Origin of the sequence: Actinomadura sp. SCN-SB (assembly GCF_043906805.1) — a bacterium.
Taxonomy (GTDB): domain Bacteria; phylum Actinomycetota; class Actinomycetes; order Streptosporangiales; family Streptosporangiaceae; genus Spirillospora.
Genome location: NZ_JBIMPP010000018.1, coordinates 43,223 through 60,403, shown reverse-complemented (window position 1 = coordinate 60,403; position 17,181 = coordinate 43,223). Strand labels below are relative to the sequence as shown.

At 72.2% G+C, this 17,181-nt stretch carries 16 protein-coding genes and 1 pseudogene; 5 read left to right on the top strand and 12 right to left on the bottom strand.

The window, feature by feature from the left end; all coding sequences use genetic code 11:
- Window positions 1-247: 247 nt before the first annotated feature.
- Window positions 248-2,173, bottom strand: coding sequence for a hypothetical protein (locus ACGWYJ_RS14590; protein WP_395106467.1), 1,926 nt, complete (start codon window positions 2,171-2,173; stop codon window positions 248-250).
- Between the two features lie 456 nt (window positions 2,174-2,629).
- Here ACGWYJ_RS14590 and ACGWYJ_RS14585 point away from each other — a divergent pair, with 456 nt between their 5' ends.
- Window positions 2,630-3,943 carry an MFS transporter gene (locus tag ACGWYJ_RS14585; RefSeq protein WP_395106466.1) on the top strand — a complete coding sequence of 438 codons (1,314 nt, stop codon included), beginning with the start codon at window positions 2,630-2,632 and terminating at the stop codon, window positions 3,941-3,943.
- Here ACGWYJ_RS14585 and ACGWYJ_RS14580 read toward each other — a convergent pair.
- The 3 genes from ACGWYJ_RS14580 to ACGWYJ_RS14570 all read right to left on the bottom strand — a co-directional run bounded on the left by ACGWYJ_RS14580 (window position 3,925) and on the right by ACGWYJ_RS14570 (window position 6,212).
- A complete protein-coding gene (locus ACGWYJ_RS14580; RefSeq protein ID WP_395106465.1) occupies window positions 3,925-4,155 on the bottom strand; it encodes a hypothetical protein in 231 nt (76 codons plus the stop codon). The two genes, ACGWYJ_RS14585 and ACGWYJ_RS14580, sit on opposite strands and share 19 nt — an antisense overlap.
- 86 nt (window positions 4,156-4,241) lie before the next feature.
- Entirely contained in the window at window positions 4,242-5,144 is a 903-nt protein-coding gene (locus ACGWYJ_RS14575) for a PaaX family transcriptional regulator C-terminal domain-containing protein (protein WP_395106464.1), read from the bottom strand.
- A 120-nt stretch (window positions 5,145-5,264) separates the two neighbouring features.
- Window positions 5,265-6,212, bottom strand: coding sequence for a serine hydrolase (locus tag ACGWYJ_RS14570; RefSeq protein ID WP_395106463.1), 948 nt, complete (start codon window positions 6,210-6,212; stop codon window positions 5,265-5,267).
- A gap of 155 nt (window positions 6,213-6,367) precedes the next feature.
- Here ACGWYJ_RS14570 and ACGWYJ_RS14565 point away from each other — a divergent pair, with 155 nt between their 5' ends.
- Together ACGWYJ_RS14565 and ACGWYJ_RS14560 are read left to right on the top strand one after the other, a co-directional pair.
- Entirely contained in the window at window positions 6,368-6,595 is a 228-nt protein-coding gene (locus ACGWYJ_RS14565) for a hypothetical protein (protein ID WP_285697017.1), read from the top strand.
- Window positions 6,592-6,981, top strand: coding sequence for a hypothetical protein (locus tag ACGWYJ_RS14560; protein WP_285697018.1), 390 nt, complete (start codon window positions 6,592-6,594; stop codon window positions 6,979-6,981). The genes ACGWYJ_RS14565 and ACGWYJ_RS14560 overlap by 4 nt, the downstream gene beginning before the upstream one ends.
- Before the next feature lie 33 nt (window positions 6,982-7,014).
- Here ACGWYJ_RS14560 and dacB read toward each other — a convergent pair whose 3' ends face one another.
- Window positions 7,015-8,589 (bottom strand): D-alanyl-D-alanine carboxypeptidase/D-alanyl-D-alanine-endopeptidase, encoded by a 1,575-nt coding sequence (dacB, locus tag ACGWYJ_RS14555; RefSeq protein ID WP_395106462.1) that lies wholly within the window; start codon window positions 8,587-8,589, stop codon window positions 7,015-7,017.
- An 81-nt stretch (window positions 8,590-8,670) separates the two neighbouring features.
- A complete protein-coding gene (locus tag ACGWYJ_RS14550; protein WP_395106461.1) occupies window positions 8,671-9,909 on the bottom strand; it encodes a hypothetical protein in 1,239 nt (412 codons plus the stop codon).
- A 157-nt stretch (window positions 9,910-10,066) separates the two neighbouring features.
- Between ACGWYJ_RS14550 and ACGWYJ_RS14545 the strand changes: the two genes are divergently transcribed.
- Together ACGWYJ_RS14545 and ACGWYJ_RS14540 are read left to right on the top strand one after the other, a co-directional pair.
- On the top strand, window positions 10,067-11,026 hold the full coding sequence (locus tag ACGWYJ_RS14545; RefSeq protein WP_395106460.1) for an NAD-dependent epimerase/dehydratase family protein: 960 nt from the start codon (window positions 10,067-10,069) through the stop codon (window positions 11,024-11,026).
- Window positions 11,023-11,592 (top strand): annotated as a pseudogene (locus tag ACGWYJ_RS14540) (glycosyltransferase family 2 protein); the annotation flags it as partial. The gene ACGWYJ_RS14545 and the pseudogene ACGWYJ_RS14540, both read left to right, overlap by 4 nt.
- Window positions 11,593-11,753: 161 nt before the next feature.
- Here ACGWYJ_RS14540 and ACGWYJ_RS14535 read toward each other — a convergent pair.
- The 6 genes from ACGWYJ_RS14535 to ACGWYJ_RS14510 form a co-directional block, all read right to left on the bottom strand.
- The gene (locus ACGWYJ_RS14535) at window positions 11,754-12,338 is read right to left on the bottom strand and encodes a GtrA family protein (protein ID WP_395106459.1); all 585 of its coding nucleotides are present in this window, start codon (window positions 12,336-12,338) and stop codon (window positions 11,754-11,756) included.
- On the bottom strand, window positions 12,335-13,132 hold the full coding sequence (locus ACGWYJ_RS14530) for a class I SAM-dependent methyltransferase (RefSeq protein WP_395106458.1): 798 nt from the start codon (window positions 13,130-13,132) through the stop codon (window positions 12,335-12,337). Before ACGWYJ_RS14530 ends, ACGWYJ_RS14535 begins: the two co-directional genes overlap by 4 nt.
- Before the next feature lie 4 nt (window positions 13,133-13,136).
- Complete coding sequence (locus tag ACGWYJ_RS14525; RefSeq protein ID WP_395106457.1) at window positions 13,137-14,303, bottom strand: NAD-dependent epimerase/dehydratase family protein; 1,167 nt, start codon at window positions 14,301-14,303, stop codon at window positions 13,137-13,139.
- Window positions 14,304-14,693: 390 nt separating this feature from the next.
- Complete coding sequence (locus ACGWYJ_RS14520; protein WP_395106456.1) at window positions 14,694-15,119, bottom strand: ChaB family protein; 426 nt, start codon at window positions 15,117-15,119, stop codon at window positions 14,694-14,696.
- 125 nt (window positions 15,120-15,244) lie between these two features.
- Window positions 15,245-16,435, bottom strand: coding sequence for an FAD-dependent monooxygenase (locus ACGWYJ_RS14515; protein WP_395106455.1), 1,191 nt, complete (start codon window positions 16,433-16,435; stop codon window positions 15,245-15,247).
- A complete protein-coding gene (locus tag ACGWYJ_RS14510; protein WP_395106454.1) occupies window positions 16,432-17,067 on the bottom strand; it encodes a PadR family transcriptional regulator in 636 nt (211 codons plus the stop codon). Before ACGWYJ_RS14510 ends, ACGWYJ_RS14515 begins: the two co-directional genes overlap by 4 nt.
- Between the last annotated feature and the right edge of the window lie 114 nt (window positions 17,068-17,181).

Here is a 17,181-nt window from a genome sequence, read left to right as displayed (position 1 = left end):
ACCCGCGATCACCCGTCCGCCATGGGACTCCACAGCTCATCGGCAGGGGATTTAAGAAAGGGGGACGCGCCCTTGGAAATGGCGGCGCAACGCCAATGACCGGCGATGCCGCCGGAATGCTGTGATCATGAACTGCGCCCGTTCGCGGACGGCCTCTTGGGCATCAAATGGACGAAGATTGAGCCGCCGTCGCGTGGAATGAGACGCCTTCGCGGGAATTCGCGGGCGCGACCGCGCCCCGCCGCGGTCAGATCATGTTCAGCAGGACGGCCAGGGTGTGCGCCTTGGAACCGCCGATGGCCAGGTCCTTGGCCGCGTAGCCGAACAGGTGGTGCATCATCCGGTCGCGCAGCTCCTGGAACTGCGCGTAGTCGGGCTTCTCGAACAGGGCGGGGTCGTCCAGGTCGGCCGGGACGTGGTACGGCCTGGTCACCAGGACACGCCGCCGCGGCGCCGCCCCGGACCCGTTGCTCTGGTCAGGGGTTCTCTCCCGCGTGGCCGCGGTGGCGCCCAGGGCCGCGAGGCCGGCGCCCCCGGTGAGCGGGCCGGACGAGGCGCCGCCGCGGAACAGCCCCGGGTGGGCGATGCCGAACACGACCGTGTGGATGGTGCGGGAGCGGCCCGTCACCGGGTCCGTGCCCGTGGCGCTGTCGGCGCTGAGGTCGATCGTCGTGGAGTGGTCCAGCTCGAAGGAGTAGCGCACCCGCTGCGCGGTGACGAACAGCCGCGGCGCCACGTCCTCCCAGTCCTTCGGGTCGGCGGCGGGCTCGCGGCCGAGACCGTCGGCCAGGATGCGGGCGAACGCGTTGTCGATGGTGCCGTCGGCGAGGAAGTCGCGCAGCCGGGAAGGGCGGGCGTCCTCGATCAGGTGCACATGCGCGGCCAGCCTGATCCGCTCCCCGGGCGCGCCCGGCTTGCTCACGCTGCGGCCCTTCACGGTGAACAGGAACGCGCCGGGCTCGTCGTTGCCCAGCTTGCGGCGCCGCAGCACGATCGCGTTCCGCAGCAGGGTGAGCCCGGGAACGTCGTAGTAGATGTCGGTGCACCTGCGGACGTCCTCGGCCGACATCAGGCGGATGCCCAGCGCCCTGAGGTCGTCGGGCCGGGCGTAGAGCGCGCGCAGCTTGGCGACGACGGAGACGTGGTGCTCGCCGGTGATGAGGAACTCCGACTCGGCCTCCAGCGAGGTGGTCATCTCCATGCCCGGCTGGAGCAGGTCCTTGAAGGCGCGGTAGACCGGACGGGACTCGCGGAGGGGCTCGCCCGTGCTCCACGCGGACTTGCGGACCGACTCCGACTCCTTGAGGTCGTCGATGGTGATCGGCCGCAGGTCGATGCGGCCCGAGCCGTTCTTCTGCTCGGTGCCGCCGCTGTAGTACGCGGGCGCGTTGGGCCCGTACTTGTTGTCCCACCATTCGGCGCGGATTCCCGCCTGCGGCAGGGCTCGCAGGACGGCGTCCCGCACCGGCGACCCCGCGGGGCGCCGCAGGCCGAGCAGCCTGGCCAGCTGGTTCCAGGTGTAGGACGCGGAGAAGGTGCACACGTTCTGGTCGGGCGGCGGGGTCAGCACGATCACGGTGTCCAGGTCGCGGCCGTCCGGCGCCTCCAGCGTCACCGGGATCAGGTCGTGCGGCACCGCGACGTGCTTCAGGTTCGACAGCACCGTGACCTGGAAGCTCAGCCCGTCCTCGTTGACGCTGTAGCCGTTGACGATCAGCCGGGCCAAGTCCTTGAAGCGGTGGTCCCGCGAGTACAGCGGCGGGGTCACGGTGGGACGGTTGGACAGGTCGGTCCCGAAGACCCGCTCCCGCGCGCGCTCGCGCATCCGGCGCAGGTAGGCGGGCGTGCGCTTGGCCTCCTGCTGGACGGGGTCGGGCGCGGCGGCGTCCGGGTGGACGGCGTGGCCGGGCTCGCGTCCCGGGGCGACGGGGCCGGCGGTCATCGACGGCGGCGCCGGGTCGGTGGGCGGTTCCGGGACGACCGCGCGCCGCCGGTACACCGTCATCCCGCTGATGGGGTCGGGAACGCCCGCGCAGCGGTAGTAGACGTAGCCGTTCGGCTGGACCTCCGATCCCATGATCACGGTGTCGCCCGCCGCGGGGGTCCACACCTCGGTGCCTTCGGGGAGCGGCGGGTTGGTCCCGCCCACCGGCACGGGTGCGGGTGTCGACATGGTTTCCTCCCGATCGATCGAGGAGCCTCCGCGCGGCCGAGGTGCCCGCCGCGCGAAGGACCTTGCCGGGGAGCGGCCCGTCCATGACGCTCCACGGTGACCTTCAGAAAACCTGCGGAAAGGGGGCCGGGGTTCTCCGGGCCCGGTCTCGCGCCGCCCTCGCGGGCGCCGATTCGTTCCGCGCTTCCAGTCTTGCCCAAGACGGCCGCCGGGTCGCCGTTCCGGGAGCCCGTCGGCCGGTTCCGGCCGCTTGGTGACCGGTCCTGTAAAGGCCGTTTACAGCGGTTGAATGCGTCGTAAACGGCCTTTAGCGGCGTGACGGCTTTCCGTGGGCGGAGTTCGGGACTGGCCGGATCCTCCGGAAGAATGACATTTTGTCCACTGTTGCCGCCGGGCGAGCCGGGGGAGAGTGGTCGTCGCCCCGAGGCACTCCCGCCGTCCCGTCCTGGAGGTCAGGTGTTCCGTCGTCGCCGTGCCTGGATCCACCGTGCCTGGATCGTCGCGGCCGTCGCGTTCGTCGCGCTGATCGGCGCGGCCGGGTTCCGCGCCGCGCCCGGCGTCCTGATGGTGCCGCTCCAGGACGAGTTCGGCTGGTCGCGGTCCACGACGTCGTTCGCGGTGTCGGTGAACCTGGTCCTGTACGGGCTGACCTCGCCCTTCGCCGCCGCGCTGATGGAGCGTTTCGGGCTGCGCCGGGTGACCGCGTGCGTGCTCGTGCTGGTGGCGGCGGGCAGCGGGCTCACGGTGTTCATGACCGCGAGCTGGCAGCTGGTGCTGTGCTGGGGCGTGCTCATCGGGCTGGGCACGGGGTCGATGGCGATGGTGTTCGCCGCGACGGTGGCGGGCCGCTGGTTCGTCAGGCACCGCGGCCTGGTGCTGGGCGTGCTCACCGCGGCCGGCGCGACGGGCCAACTGGTCTTCCTGCCGCTGATGGCCTGGCTGGCGGACCGGTACGGCTGGCGCCCGGCCTCGCTGACCGTGGCGGTGGCCGCGCTCGCCGTGGTGCCGCTGGTCGTGCTGGTGCTGCGGGACCGCCCCGCCGACGTGGGACTGGCCCCATACGGGGCCACGGAGATCGAAACCGGGCAGGAGCAGACGGGCAACGCGGCGCGGCTGGCGCTGTCGGCGCTCCGCCAGGGCCTGCGCAGCAAGGCGTTCTGGCTGCTGGCGGGCGGGTTCCTCATCTGCGGCATGTCCACCAACGGGCTGGTCAACACCCACTTCATCCCGGCGGCGCACGACCACCACATGCCGGAGACCACCGCGGCCGGCCTGCTCGCGCTGATCGGGATCTTCGACATCGTGGGCACCGTCGGGTCCGGCTGGCTGACCGACCGGGTGGACGCCCGCAAGCTGCTGGCCTGGTACTACGGGCTGCGGGGGCTGTCGCTGCTGGCGCTGCCCGCGCTGTTCGGCGCCTCGGTGCGGCCCAGCATGCTGGTGTTCGTCGTCTTCTACGGGCTGGACTGGGTGGCCACCGTCCCGCCCACCGTGGCGCTGGCCCGCGAGGTGTTCGGTCCCGTGCACGGCACGGTCGTCTTCGGCTGGATCTTCGCCTCGCACCAGCTCGGCGCCGCGGTCGCGGCGGCGGTCGCCGGGATCCTGCGCACCGAGTTCGGCTCGTACACGATGGCGTGGTGGGGCGCGGCGGTGCTGTGCCTGTTCGCCGCCGGGATGTCGATGGGCATCCGCCGCCCCGGCACGGCGGAGCCTCCCGAGCCGCCCGCCGACGCGCCGCCGCGGAAGGCGCCCTACGCGTCCGCCGGGTAGGTCACGTCGATCTTCTCCGCCGGGACGCCGGTGGCGTCCTGCAGGATCCGCTGGAGCACCGGCTCAGGGACGATGCAGTCGGCGCAGCCGTCCGGGTCGGAGGTGATGACGACCCGCAGCCGGTCGCCGGACTCCTCGGCCCGCAGGTGGAAGCCGTCCGCCTCCAGAGTCGTGCGGATGGCGCGCAGGCTTTCGTCGAGTTCGATGGGCACCGGTGGCCTCCAGAGCGCTCGGTCGTTCCTCCAACATGCAACATCGAGCCTGACGACCGCAAGAAGCGTTGCCGTTATTTCTGCCCTCAGATCCGGGCCAGGTCGGCGAGGGTGTGGTGCATGGCCAGCCGCGCGGGCTCCGGGTCCTCGGCCGCGATGATCTGCCGTACGCGGAACTCCGCCAGCGGGCCGAGCGCGTCGTACACCGCCCCGAACACGCGCCGCGCGGACGCCCGCGGCCACTGGCCCGGCAGCAGTTCGGCGGGCAGCCCGGGGTCGCCGTTCATCAGCTCCCGCCAGTCCAGGATGAGCTCGGTGCGGGCGCGCAGCGCGTCGATCGGACTCACCCCGCCCCCGGCCGCCCGCTCCCGCCACACCTCCCAGTCGGCGATGAACCGCTCGTACGCACCGCGCAGCGCGACCAGGTCCCAGGCGCGGATCGGGTCGCCGCCCGCCGGGCTCGCCTCGCCGAGCGTCCCCGAGAACAGGGTCGCCGACTCGACGCCCAGCTCGGCCAGGACCTCCCTGACCTCCTCGTCGCGGGCGTACGGTGACACCCACAGGCCGTCGTACAGCGGCGCGTACCCCAGCCATCGCAACTGCTCGCGCAGCGCGTGCCGTGCCGCGCGGCGGTTCTCGGGGACGGAGAAGGCCACCAGCGCCCAGCGTCCGTCCCAGGACTCGGCCCCGCCGGACGGGTCGGCGCCGAACGCGGCGAGGCGCCGGCCGCCCTCGGCGAAGCGCGCGCCCGACAGCGGGGTCAGCGCGTAGTACGTGCGGCGACCGCGCTTCTCCACCCGCAGAAGGCCACGCCGTGCCTGCCGGTTGAGCGCGGCGCGGGCGCCGACCTCGGTCACGCCGAACTCGCCGAGCAACGCGACCAGCGCGGCGGACGGCAGCGCCTCGGCGCGCTCGAACCAGTAGTCCCCGAGCAGCATCATCAGCAGCCGCTGCGGGCCGCGCGCCCTGGCGGCCATGCCCGTCGTCACGCTGCGGAGCGTATCAGCGAAGGGGAACGAATCCCCTGACACTCGTCACCACGTTGCCGCCCATCCCGGCGCGGCCGGTGCGGCGGAACGGCGGGACGATCGGGAGCGCCGCCTCGCCCGTCAGGGGGCGCTCTCCGGCGCTCCGCCGAGGGCGCCGGTGACCATCCGGGTGACCCGCTCCACGGTCTCGACCCCGGCGCCCATCGACGGATGCCGGTCGGACAGGACGGCGATCAGGTAGTCGTGGCGGGCGTCCCGTACCCGGCCGACGCTGTTGACCGTCCAGGCGCCGCCGTCCGCCTTGCGGGGCAGCCAGCCGTTCTTCAGCGCGACCTCGGCGCCCTTCCCCGCGCACGCGCTCACCCCCCACGCCTGCTCCGGGGCCACGTCCGCCATCAGGCCCAGGAGGTGGCGGCGGTACGCCGCGCCGAGCGGTCCGCGCGGGCTCGCGAGCGCCGCCAGCAGCCTGACCTGGTCGGCGGCGCTGGTCGTGGTCACGCCCCAGGCGCCGCCCGGTCCGGGTTCGGTGTCGCGCAGGCCGAGCCTCCTGTTCGCCGCGCGCAGCCCCTCGGCCCCGCCGATCAGGGACCACAGCGCGTCCGTCGCGTCGTTGTCGCTCACCTTGATCGCCTGCGCGGCGAGCGCCTTCTCGGTGGACGTGAGCGCGCGGTCGTCCCGCTGCGCCCGGAGCATCAGCGCGGCCACGACATCGACCTTGACGACGCTGGCCGTGGCGGGCCGGTGCCGCCCGCCGTAGGAGAAGGACCGGCCCGTGGTCAGGTCCTTGATCGCGACCGAGAGCCGCCCGGGGCGCCCGTTCAGGTAACGCTCCAGCGATCGGGACAGCTCCGCGCGGTCCGCCTTCGTCAGCACGGACGCCGACGGTGGCGTGGACGGCGTGGGGGAGTGCGAGGGCATCATCGGCACCGGATCGAGCGGGGGATCGTCGGGAGCGAGGACGAGACGATTATCCGGCAGCGGGGCCACCGAGGACGCCACCACCACCAGGAGGCAGCCCAGCAGCGTGAGCGCGGCGGCCACCCGCGACGATCTGCGCGATCCGGTCATGGCGGGCATCCTTGCCATGCCGCCGTTACCCCGGTGTTAACACCCGAGCCCGTCGGGGACACCGCTGCGCCGAGGACCTGCCGAACCGCTGCGTCAAGGGCCCGTTCGCCGGACCATACACACTCGGAGCGGGTTCAGTGTGTATCCTTGCGCCCATGGCACGTCTGAACATCACGTTGCCCGACGAGCTCGCCGCCCGCCTCCAGGGCCTGGCCGAGGAGAAGAAGATCGCCTCGGTGTCGGGGTTCCTGGCCGAGAGCGCCCGGCTGAAGCTGGCCTACCTGGAGGACGCGGTCGCCGTCGACGACCTCTTCGGCCCGCCGGGTCCCGACGAGCAGGCCCTGGTCGACCGGCTGGTCGACCGCGGCCGCGACGTGGCGTGATCACCGGGCACGTCTTCGACGCGACGGCCCTGCTCGATCTGGCCACCGGCAAGACCATCTACCTGCGTGCCCGGCTGCGTGCCTCCATCGCCCAGCACGCGACGATCGTGCTGCCCGCCGCCGCCCTGGCCCGCGCGTGGCAGCTCGTCCCCGACCACGGCCGCTCGGTCCTGGAGCGGCTCCCCCGCCTCCAGGTCGTCCATGTGGACGACCTCGACGAGGTCATCGCCCAGCAGACGGGGCTGCTCGCGGCCATCGCGAGCGACCTGCCCGCGGACGCGGCACAGGCCGCCTGGTCCGCGCGGTGGCGCCGCTGGCCGCTGCTCACCGCCACACCCGAGGCGTACTCGTCCATCCCCGGCGTCCAGGTGGAGCCCATCCCGTAGGCCGGGGACGGACGGGTCAGCAGCTCATCGTCGTCAGCAGCTCATCGTCCAGGAGCATTCGAGGTTCTGCGCGCCGGCGGGCACCCGCCGGGCGATGACGGTCCGGTCGGACGCGGGCCCGCCGGCCAGCCGGATCGCGATCCGGTCCTCGATGTCCTTGGGCGCCCCGCCCTGGTAGCCGTTGAAGACCACCGAGAAGACCAACCGCCGTCCGGAGGGGTCCCGCACGTAGCCGGACAGCGCCGTCGCGCCGGTCAGCGTGCCGGTCTTGGCGTGCACGTTACCGGCCGCCGGCGTCCCGGCCATCCGGCTCGCCAGCGTCCCGCCGACCATCGGGTCGGGGTCGCCCGCCACCGGCAGCGCGTGGTACCAGGCGGGGAACCAGCTCTTGGACTGGGCCTTCCTCAGCACGGTGGCCAGGTCGAGCGGGGTGGTCCGGTTGGAGCGGGCCAGGCCCGAGCCGTCGGTCATGTGCAGCCGGGAGGCGGGCACGCCCTGGCCCGCCAGGTACTTCTCGATCACGGGGAGCCCCGCGTCCCAGCCTCCCTCGCCGCGCTTCTCACGGCCGATCGCCTTCACCAGGATCTCGGCCATCATGTTGTTGCTGAGCTTGAGGAACGGCGTCATGAGCCGGGACAGCGGCATGGACGAGCGGGCCGCGAGCCGCTTCGCGCCGGCGGGCGTGCGGCCGGGCGAGGTCGTGCCGTGGACCCGGACGCCGCGCGCCTCCAGCGCCTTGCGGAACACGTCGGCCGCGTACAGGGCGGGCTCCTCGACCGTGCGCAGCGCCTCAACGGCCGCGCCGCCGGACGGATGGGAGCCGGTGATCACGAGGGTGTTCGCCCCGGCGGGCCGGTCGATCCGCAGGGTGGACGGGCTGCCCGCCGCGCCGGTGACCGCCCGGTTGTCGATCTTGACGACATCGGTCGCGGGGGTGAGCGCGACCCGGACCGGCGCGCCCTGCTCGCCCGGCGTCACCGTCACCTTGACGGTCCCGGAGTTGAACTGGTCGTCGGGGGAGATCGTCAGCGCGGAGATCTGGGCGGCGTAGGCGAAGGGGAAGTCGGTGGGGTCCCAGTCGGGGGAGGTCCGCTGGGCGTCGAACCAGGTGTCGTCGGCGATCAGGTCGCCGGTCACCCGGGTGATCCCCCGCTCGGCGACCCGCGCGGCCAGCCGGTCGTACTCGGCGGCCCGCATCGTGGCGTCGCCGGTGCCCCGCAGGTACAGGTCGCCGTAAACGGTGGAGCCGCGGACGTTCCGCGCGTACACGCCGGTGTGGAACCGGTAGCCGGGCCCGAGGAGCGCGAGCGCCGCCACCGATGTGTGGATCTTGTTGTTGGACGCGGGCATCACCCCGGCCGCGGGGGCCCGGGAGTACGCCACCTCGCCCGTTCCGGCATCGCTGACCAGCACCCCGACCGCGGCTCCGGCGAGCCGTTCGTCGGCCAGGATCGCGTCCAGGTCGGCCTTCAGATCGGTCGCCCGGACCAAGCCGGGCGCGGACCGTGTCGGGACGGCGTGTGCCGCGGGCACCGCCGTCGCCACCGTGAGGGCGCCACTTCCCAGTAGCGCCGCCAGCACACCACCCAGTGAACGACGCATGATCATGCCGACGACACTAGGGGCGCGGGCGTCTCAGCGCCCGCCGTTCAACAGATGTCGTATACCGCGCGAGGCACCGCGCGACGGCTAGGTGGACGCGGCCGTCGCGTGGCTGGGTGAGCGCGGCGGTTCCGCCGGGGGTTCGTCCGGCTCGGGTGCGCGCCGCTCGGGCAGCACGTAGACGAACAGCGCGATCACGACGAACGAGGAGAACGCCCACCACACATGCGCGTCGCGCCAGCCGAAGACGTCCAGCCGCGACATGTAGACGTAGCCGAACGCCGCCCACACTCCGGCGACGGTGATGACGGGCAAGGTGCCGCGCCGCGACAGCATCAGCAGGTAGGGGATCGGCCAGAGCAGGTACTGGGTGCCGAACCGGTAGGTCACGATGAGGAAGACCAGCAGCAACGCGAGGGTCAGCCTGATCGGGCCCGCCTTGCGCCACCACCACGCGGCGGCCAGCAACCCCAGCGCCAGCACCGGCATGCCGATGCGCCCGAACCCGGGCTCCACCGCCTGGCTGCCTCCGGTCACCAGCGCCGTCCAGCCCCAGTCGCCGATCACCGCACGCGCCGACAGCGACTTGGCCACGGACTCGGGCAGCTCGCGCACCGGGGTGCCGAGCAACGGCACGCTGCTGACCAGGAACGCGAGCGGGACGAGCGCCGTCCAGCCGAGCACGCCCAGCCGGCCGCGCCACCCCCGCGTGGTCATCAGCACGCCGGGCAGCAGCAGCGCCGCCCAGTTCGCCGTGGTCACCGACAGCCCGATGAGCAGGCCCGTCAGGTGGACGCGGCCGTTGCGGGCGGCCAGCAGGGCGGCGACCCCCAGCGCCAGCGTGATCGGCGGGAACTGGCCGTGCAGCGCGGACACCATCAGAACGGGAGGCGCGCACGCGTACTGGAAGGCGTGCCTGGCGCCACGCCCCGGGTCCCCTTCCCGGCCCTCGGTGAGCTTCGCGACGAGGGGGATCAGGGCCAGGTCGGCCAGGACGGGGACCACCCGTCCCATCACCGTCCAGGGAACTCCCAGGAAATTCCCAAGCTCCCGCATCCCGGCGAGGAGATAGGCCAGCAACGGCAGGAAGTGCCAGCCGCCTTCTCGCAGGTAGACCAGGGGATCGCGGCCGTCGAGAACGGTGTCGGCGGTGGACTTGAAGTCCTCGGCCATGTCCCAGGGCTGCCAGGGGTCCTGGACGGCGACGACCATGACCACCACCCGCAGCGCCGCGCCCGTTCCCAGCGCGACCACCAGCGGCGGCGCCCACTTCCCGCGATGCGCGAGCAGGGCGAGAATAAGGCCCGCTACCAGGGGCAAGCCCATCACCAGAACATGGATCACAGGTCGTCCTCCCGTCCGCGGGTCATCATGCCAACGCGGGCGTCGATCGTCGATTCGCGTCCTTGGCACGCGAGACGGTCCGTTAGGGTCGGCGGTCGTAAGGGTCCACGAGTGCAGCGGGTGAACGCCGATGACAAATGTGTCCATTGCCCCTTCGCCGGAGCAGCGTGACGGCGGGGAGGGCACCGGCCTCGACGGCGCGCGGGTGCTGGTCACCGGGGGGTCGGGCTTCATCGGAAGCCGCCTGGTGGACGCCCTGCTGACCGCCGGGTCCGAGGTGGTGGTCGTGGACAAGGACCCGCATCCCGATCCCGCCGTGCGCTCGGTGGTGGGCGACCTGTGCGACCCGGACGTGCGCCGCGCCGCCGTCACCGGGGACCTGGACGGGATCGTGCACCTGGCCGCCGTCACCTCGGTGCTGCGCTCGGTCGAGGACCCGGCCGGCGTCTACCGGCTGAACGTGGACGCCACGGCCGGCCTGCTGGAACTGGCCCGCGAGTCCGGCGTCCCCCGCGTGGTGTTCGCCTCGACCAACGCGGTGACCGGCGACGTCGGCAGCACCCCGATCACCGAGGACCTGCCGCTGCGCCCGCTCACCCCGTACGGCGCGACGAAGGCGGCCGTGGAGATGCTGCTGAGCGCGTACTCCGGCGTCTACGGCATGCGGACCTGCGCGCTGCGCTTCGCCAACGTCTACGGCCCGGGGATGAAGCACAAGGACAGCTTCGTGCCGCGCCTGATGCGGGCCGCCGCGTCCGGCACGGGCGTCCAGATCTACGGGGACGGCGAGCAGCTGCGCGACTACGTCCACGTGGACGACGTGGTGCAGGGCGTGCTGCTGGCCTGGCGCACCGGGCACATCGGCCCGCTCGTCATCGGCTCGGGGCTGTCCACCAGCGTCAACGACCTGATCGAGGCCGCCCGGGAGGTCACCGGCGCGCCGATCCCCGCCGAGCACGTCCCGGCGAAGGCGGGCGAGATGCCCGCGGTGGTGCTGGACATCAGCAGGGCCCGTTCCCTGGGCTACGAGCCGAGCCACGACCTGGTGTCCGGCATGAAGACGGTCTGGCCTGACTTCGCACCCGTGGAGGTCGGATGAGCGAGGCGATCGATCCCCAGGCGGAGGCGCCCGGCGACGTCGACGAGGCGGCGCTGGCCGCCTTCACCGCCGAGTACGGGACCCGGCTGCCCCCGGTGGCGATCGTCATCGCCGCCTACAACGAGGAACGCGGCATCGGCGCCGTCGTCGACTCCATCCCGGAGACGATCTCGGGCCATGAGGCCGCCGTGATCGTGGTGGTGGACGGCTCGACCGACGGCACCGCCGCGATGGCCCGCAAGTACGGCGCGCTGGTATGCGACGTCCCGGTGAACCGCGGCCAGGGCGCCGCGCTGCGGCTGGGCTACCGCATCGCCCGCGAGGGCGGCGCCGAGTACATCGTGACCACCGACGCCGACGGGCAGTACGACTCGGCGCAGATCCCGGTCGTGCTGGAGCCGGTGCTGCGCGGCGAGGCCGACTTCGTCACCGGCTCCCGCCGGCTGGGCCGGCAGGAGACCTACGACCGGGTCCGCCGCCTCGGCGTCCACGTGTTCGCCTGGCTGGTGAGCCGGCTGACGGGGCAGCGCATCACCGACACCACGTTCGGGATGCGCGCCATGCGCGCCGAGGTGACCGCCGCGGTCACGCTGGAGCAGCCGCAGTACCAGGCGTCCGAACTGCTGATCGGCGTGATCTCCAGGGGCTACCGGGTGCGGGAGGTGCCGGCGACGATGCGCCGCCGCGCCGCCGGCACCACCAAGAAGGGCGGCAACCTGGTCTACGGCTACCGGTTCTCGCGGGTGGTCGTGGGCACCTGGTGGCGGGAGCGCCGGGCCAAGAGGCGCGCCACGTCCCGCCGGGGGTCGCCGGGCTCGGTGCCGTCGCCCGAGCCCGCGAAGACGAAGTAGTGGAAGACCACGAACTTCACCACGAACAGCATCCCGTAGACGGCCAGGAACACCGCCCCGACGAACGCGACCCGCAGCATCCCGTGCTCCAGCGGCTCGAACAGCCGGGGGCCCACCCGGTGGGCCAGGCCGGTCGCCCACGCCGACAGCGCCATGGTGGCCACTGAGATCGCCCAGAAGGACAGCAGCTCGCGGGGCAGCCTCTGGCGGCCCCGCCGTCCCCAGGCCCAGCGGCGGCTGAGCGTGTAGTTCACGACCGCCCCCACGATCCACGCGGCGATGGACGCGGCCTCCGGGCCCAGCAGCGCCAGGCCGTAGGTGAGCAGCAGCGTGGCCTCGGTGGCCACGCCCGCGATGATCGACCCGATCGTGTACCGGGTGAAGATCAGCCGCAGCGGTCGCCCCCCGCCCGCGTCCGCGGGCCGGGGGGCGGTCGTCTGTTCCGACGCGGTGGCGGTCATCGCGCCCCCGGCCCTTCTGTGCCTCCCTGCGCGCCCGCGGGGACGCGGGCGACCGCCAGCACGGACTGGCCGAACGGGACGGGCAGCGCGCGGTCGAGCACCCGGGTGACCGGGACGATCACCCGGTCGTACAGGCCCACGGCGCCCGAGGCCGGCTTCCGCGCCCGTCCGAGGCGCATCGCCGCCCACCAGGCCAGGCCCCCGAGCAGGTTCACCGGGCGGGCCAGCTCACAGGCCAGCCCGGAGCGCGCGATCGCGTCCCGCAGTGTCCGGGGGGTGTACCGGCGGAAGTGCCCCACCCGCCGGTCGAAGTCGCTGTAGAGACTCTGATAGCCGGGCACCCACAGCACGATGCTCCCGCCCGGGACGACCGACCCGGCGAGCAGCTCCAGGATCCCGGCGTCGTCGTCGAAGTGCTCCAGCACGTTGATCGCCACGACCGACTCCACCGGCCGGTCCAGCCGGTGGCCGGCGGCCAGGTCGAACTGGCGCACCTCGATCTCCCGCGCCGCCGTCCCGTCCTCGGCGAACCGGGACTTGGCGACGGTCACCGCGTCCGGGTCCACGTCGGTGACCACGAGCCGGTCCAGGCCGGTGAACTGCGCCGCGAACTCGCCGAGCCCCGCGCCGACCTCCAGCACGCTGCGCCCGCAATGAGGGGCGATCAGGTCGTACTGGTAGCGCCGGTAGCGGGGTTTGTCCGCGGCGCCCTCCTCGGCCGCGCCCTCGGCGGTGCGGCCGGTGGCGCGGGCGAAGGCCCCTGCCTGCTCTGCCCGGTCGTCTCGGTCGGCCATCCGGTCAGGTCTCCTGCACGGGGCTCGCGTGGTCGCGCCAGTTGACCTTGGGCTGGAGCGCGGGGGCCTTCACCCGGTGCGCGTGCCGCTTGGCCACGTCGAACAGCGAGGTGATCAGGGTGTCGGAGAGAAGGTGCGGGGAGAGGCCGAGGTCCAGCAGGCGGGTGTGGGTCACGTTGTAGTAGTGGCCCTCCAGCTCGACCCGGGGGTTCTCCAGGTTCTCGATGGTGACGTCACCGGGGTAACAGCGGGCGACCGTCTCGGCGATCTCCTTGACCGACATCGACTCGGTCATCTGGTTGAACACCCGGAACTCGCCGCGGTCGGCCGGGTTCTCGCAGGCGAGCTGGACGCACTGGACGGTGTCGCGGATGTCGATGATGCCCCGGCGCTGGCCGCCGCCGCCGTACACCGTCAGCGGGTGTCCCAGCACGGCCTGGATGACGAACCGGTTGAGCACCGTGCCGAAGACGGCGTCGTAGTCGAACCGGGTGGCCAGCCGGTCGTCCAGCGCGGTCTCCGGGGTCTGCTGCCCGTACACCACGCCCTGGTTGAGGTCGGTGGCGCGCAGCCCCCAGATCCGGCAGGTGAACTCGATGTTGTGGCTGTCGTGCACCTTCGACAGGTGGTAGAAGGAGCCGGGCCGCTTCGGGTAGAGCACACGGTCGGTGCGGCCGTTGTGCTCGATCTCCAGCCAGCCCTCCTCGATGTCGATGTTGGGGGTGCCGTACTCGCCCATCGTGCCGAGCTTGACCAGGTGGATGTCACGATCCACCTCGGCGATCGCGTACAGCAGGTTCAGCGTCCCCACGACATTGTTGACCTGGGTGTAGACCGCGTGCTTGCGGTCGATCATCGAGTACGGCGCCGCGCGCTGCTCGGCGAAGTGCACCACGGCCTCGGGACGGAAGTCCCGCAGCATGCCGAGCGTGTGGTCGTGGTCGCACAGGTCGCCGACGTACACGGCGATGTCCTTGCCGGTGTGCTCGCGCCACGCGCTCACGCGGGTCTGGAGCGACTCGATGGGGACGAGGCTCTCCACCCCCAGCTCGAAGTCGTACTGCCGCCGTACGAAGTTGTCGGCCACGGCGACATCGTGGCCGGCCTGCGACAGGTGCAGAGCCGTCGGCCAGCCGAGGTATCCGTCACCGCCGAGAACAAGTATCCGCATGCATCCCTCCTGCATCTTTCGTGGCTGTTCGAGGGTAGGGGCCGAACCGACGTCACCTCACGCGCGCGGGCGGGAGCTGGGACCGCCGTACCAGCAGGACGGGTTGTGTTCACAGCGGATGAAGCACAACGGGCCAGCATGGGAGTCCCTACGAGAGGCCCGGCGTCGTCCATGCCGACCAGACTTCCCGGCGCACCTGGCCGACACCCTACTGGCCTACCCTTGCCTACGCATCTTCGCCTCCTTACGTCCGGTCAGCGACCCTACTGGCCCAAACGGCAAAAGCCCCAACGAGGTGGTTCCCCGCTGGGGCGTCGCCTGCGCCGTCGACCCGTCGCTCATGCAAGGTCAACGACGTGACACGCGATTTGGTTCACCGCGCTGCGAATCTCATGCCCTGGCCTTGGCGGACTTGCGTCGATTGGCCTTCTTGATGGCCTGGACGAGCTCCTGCTTGTTCATGCTGGACCTTCCGGGGATGTCCAGTCTTTGCGCCACGTTGTACAGGTGGTTCTTGGAGGCGTTGGCGTCCACTCCGCCCGCCGTGGGGCGTGAGGTCTTCCGGCCGCCGCGCGCCTGCCGGTCGGATGGGCCCCTGGCTCGCTTCGCCTTGGGCTCCCAATGGTCCCCGACCTTCTCATAGGTGTTCCTCAGAGCGGCATAGGCCACGCGGTGGGCTCGCTGCCCGTACCCGTACTCCTTGGCGGCGGAATCGTGCGCCTTGGCGAAGGTCCGCTGCGCCTTGGTGTCCGAACGCTTGATGGTGTCGGGCAGCTCCGATTTCTTGACCCGACCCCGAGTCGTGGTCTTGGGCATCCCCTTGCTCCTTTCGGTGCGTTGGGTGCTTCCTTAGTTGTGGCGTTACCCCAAGCTGAGGGGATATGCAGGACGCGCCGCATGAAAAAGGCGAAGTGCTCCAATCCGGGGTCCACTCCGGGGCGCTAGGCCGCGACCTCCCAGGTCGTGCGGTGGCCGTAGACCTCCTCGGTGAACGAGCTCCGCGCGGCCGCCCTGAGGAACAGCGGCATGAAGGCGTCCAGGAAGAGCCGTCCGACCGGGCCCGCGGCCTTGCTGTTGTTGATCCGCGCGGCCTGCTTGACGATCTTCTCCACCCGCGGCCGGCGCCGGCGGACGAAGTCCGCGAACGCCTCGGCGTGGGACGGCGCGTCGCGCAGGCAGCGGGCCAGGACGACGGCGTCCTCGATGGCGAGTGAGGCGCCCTGGCCCGAGCTGGGCGAGGGGGCGTGGGCGGCGTCCCCGACGACGATCATCCGGCCGCGGTGCCAGGCGGGCAGCCGCTTGAGCAGGTGGACGGGGCTCGCCGGCATGATGTCGGCGGTCGCGGTGGCCTCCAGGATCCGCACGGCCGGCCCCGCGTCGTCGGCGAACGCGCCGGCCAGCGTGCGGCGCCACTCGTCCGCGGGGATCCGCTCGACCTCGCCGCGGGCGGGCTCGGCGGGACGCGGGACGTTCGCGAACCACCAGACCTCGCCGTCGGGCGCGACGGCGTACCCGAAGAACGCGCGCCTTCCGAAGATCATCGTGTAGGAGCCGGGCTCGGCCCCGGTGTCCACGCCGCGGGCGTAGCCGCCGAGGCTGATCAGCCCGGCGTAGGACGGTGCCGGCGCGCCCGGGTCGACCGCCCGGCGCACCGTGGAGTGGACGCCGTCGCAGCCGATGAGCAGGTCGCCGGTCGCGGTGGTGACGTCGGCGAAGGTCGCGGTGACGGCGTCCCCGGTGTCCTCGGCCGACACCAGCCGCTTGCCGTGGACGACCTGGACGCCCCGGCGCACCGCCTCCTCGTGCAGGGCGCGGTAGAGGTCGGCGCGCCTGATGGTCATGGACGGGGCGGCGGTCGCCGAGCTGATCTTCGACACGCCGAGCGTCTTCCCCTTGCTGCCGCGGAGGGTCAGCTCGGGGGTGGCGAAGCCGGTGGCGGTCGCCCGCCGGTCGGCGTCGATCGCCTTGAGCGCCTCGATCCCGTTGGAGCCGAGCGTGAGGAACACGCCGGCGTCGCCGTCGCCCTCGGCGCGCGCCTCGTGGACGACGGCCTCGATGCCGGCCTTCCGCAGGGCCATGGCGGTCGCCGGTCCGGCGATCCCGCCGCCGATGACCAAGGCGGTGCGGCTCATGATGCTCCTTCCTCTCCTTGAGGGGCGCCCTGGGAGCGATGGTGGGCCTCCCACAACGGGCCCCAGTCGTTGGCGATCCGTTCGACGAACCCGGCGACGAAGGACTCGTCGGCGTCCAGGAGCGCCAGCCGGTACTCCTCCTCGACCAGGAACAGCGGGTGGGTGCCCGCCGCCGTCGCGTCGTCGATCAGCCGCCGGATCGCGGCCCGCCGCTCGGCGAGGCGCCGCCGCCGTTCGGTCAGCAGCTCGATCACCTCGCCCGGCGGGAGCGCGGCGATCAGCGAGAGCGCCGCGACGAACCGCGGGTACTCGTGCGCCGGCTCGGCCACCAGCTCCCGCATCCAGTCCCGCAGCTCGGCGCGGCCCTCGGCGGTGAGCGCGTAGACGGTGCGCTCGGGACGCTGCCCCTCGCGGAGCGTCTCCTGCTCGGTGATGAAGCCGGCCTTCTCGAGCTGGCGGAACACCATGTAGAGCGATCCGTGGCTGAACTTGATGCTGCGCGCGTCGTCGTTGTCGCGCATGGTCCGCGACAGCTCGTACGGGTGCATGGGCCGCCGGCTCAGATACGACAGCACGGCCAGCCCCAGCAGGTTGCCGACCTTGCGCCCGGCCATCGCGGTCTCCTCTCTCATCCTTCGTCACCACCAACTATCCATGCGGGACTAGTCAGAGTCAACTATTCATCTCCAACTAGTTGCGGATGAGCTAGGGCGGAACACGCAAGTAACAGGAGTGACGGATGTTCT

What these genes read in the sequence shown, in the direction of transcription:
- ACGWYJ_RS14590 (WP_395106467.1), bottom strand. Translation starts at nt 2,173, where the DNA reads ATGTCGACACCCGCACCCGTGCCGGTGGGCGGGACCAACCCGCCGCTC.
- ACGWYJ_RS14570 (WP_395106463.1), bottom strand. Translation starts at nt 6,212, where the DNA reads ATGACCGGATCGCGCAGATCGTCGCGGGTGGCCGCCGCGCTCACGCTG.
- ACGWYJ_RS14565 (WP_285697017.1), top strand. Translation starts at nt 6,368, where the DNA reads ATGGCACGTCTGAACATCACGTTGCCCGACGAGCTCGCCGCCCGCCTC.
- dacB (WP_395106462.1), bottom strand. Translation starts at nt 8,589, where the DNA reads ATGATCATGCGTCGTTCACTGGGTGGTGTGCTGGCGGCGCTACTGGGA.
- ACGWYJ_RS14550 (WP_395106461.1), bottom strand. Translation starts at nt 9,909, where the DNA reads ATGGGCTTGCCCCTGGTAGCGGGCCTTATTCTCGCCCTGCTCGCGCAT.
- ACGWYJ_RS14535 (WP_395106459.1), bottom strand. Translation starts at nt 12,338, where the DNA reads ATGACCGCCACCGCGTCGGAACAGACGACCGCCCCCCGGCCCGCGGAC.
- ACGWYJ_RS14530 (WP_395106458.1), bottom strand. Translation starts at nt 13,132, where the DNA reads ATGGCCGACCGAGACGACCGGGCAGAGCAGGCAGGGGCCTTCGCCCGC.
- ACGWYJ_RS14525 (WP_395106457.1), bottom strand. Translation starts at nt 14,303, where the DNA reads ATGCGGATACTTGTTCTCGGCGGTGACGGATACCTCGGCTGGCCGACG.
- ACGWYJ_RS14520 (WP_395106456.1), bottom strand. Translation starts at nt 15,119, where the DNA reads ATGCCCAAGACCACGACTCGGGGTCGGGTCAAGAAATCGGAGCTGCCC.
- ACGWYJ_RS14515 (WP_395106455.1), bottom strand. Translation starts at nt 16,435, where the DNA reads ATGAGCCGCACCGCCTTGGTCATCGGCGGCGGGATCGCCGGACCGGCG.
- ACGWYJ_RS14510 (WP_395106454.1), bottom strand. Translation starts at nt 17,067, where the DNA reads ATGAGAGAGGAGACCGCGATGGCCGGGCGCAAGGTCGGCAACCTGCTG.